At 46.0% G+C, this 950-nt stretch carries 1 protein-coding gene; it reads right to left on the reverse strand.

Annotated elements, in window-relative coordinates:
* Nucleotides 1–950, reverse strand: a 950-nt coding sequence (locus A3729_RS30170) for an Hpt domain-containing protein (RefSeq protein ID WP_197476306.1), incomplete at both ends; no start/stop codon positions are given.

Here is a 950-nt window from a genome sequence, read left to right on the forward strand (position 1 = left end):
GTTGACTCCGTTAAGGCTCGCGAAAGCTGCTGAATCGAAGAGTATCTGTCCATTTCAAGCGGATCGAAGTCTTCATAGTCGGGAGCTTTCAGACCTTCTTTTTCGGCTCTGAACAGTACTTGAGCTTCGGTTTCCATATCCATACGACGAAGCTGTTCACGTAGACGTTCAATGGTTGCCGACATTTCTTCCAGCGTGAAGCCAAAGTCACTAATTTGTTGTTCCAAGCGACCGCGCGAGATACTGGTCTCACCTGCAAGGTTAACCAGGGAGTCGAGTAGGCTGGCAGAAACACGGATCGTTTCTTGAGGTGCCACTTTTTGGACTGCTTGAATATTCTCGGCTGGTGTTTGCTTGTCAGAGGTTTTGGTTTTCTTCGCAGGTGCTTGTCTTGCTGCTTTGACGGTTTCTTCAGCAGCGATAGATTTACTTGGCGTGGCTGCTTTGCTTGGTTCAGCTTTAGGTGTTTCGCTAGTGTTAGAAGGTGTTGCATGTTCTTCAGTTAGTGCGTCACCTGAAGCTAGAGCTTCTAGTTCATCGACAAGTTTCAGGAGTTCATCCTGGCTCTTAAGTACAGAATCCTTAAGGGCTCCTTCAAATGCTTCCTTATTTGATTGAGCTTTGAGCAAACGAGATTCCAAGTCATGACTCTCATCAGCTAATTTAGCCAAATTTGAAAGTCTGGCTCCACCCTTCAAGGTATGAAGTATGCGTTGAATTTCTAAATTTGGCGTTTCTTCTTTTGGTGACTTAGACCACTCGGAAATTTGTTCTTCTAGCGCTTCGATTAGCTCGCGCGCTTCTTCGACAAATAGCTCCAACACTTCTAGGTCGACATCGTCGCCTAATGCTTGTGCTAGCGTAGATGTTGCGATAGGTGCTGCGGTTTCGGAAGGACTGGATACTTCGCTTTTAAGTCCCGCTTTATTCACTTCAGCAATTAATTCAGG

Source organism: Oleiphilus sp. HI0043 (assembly GCF_001634935.1).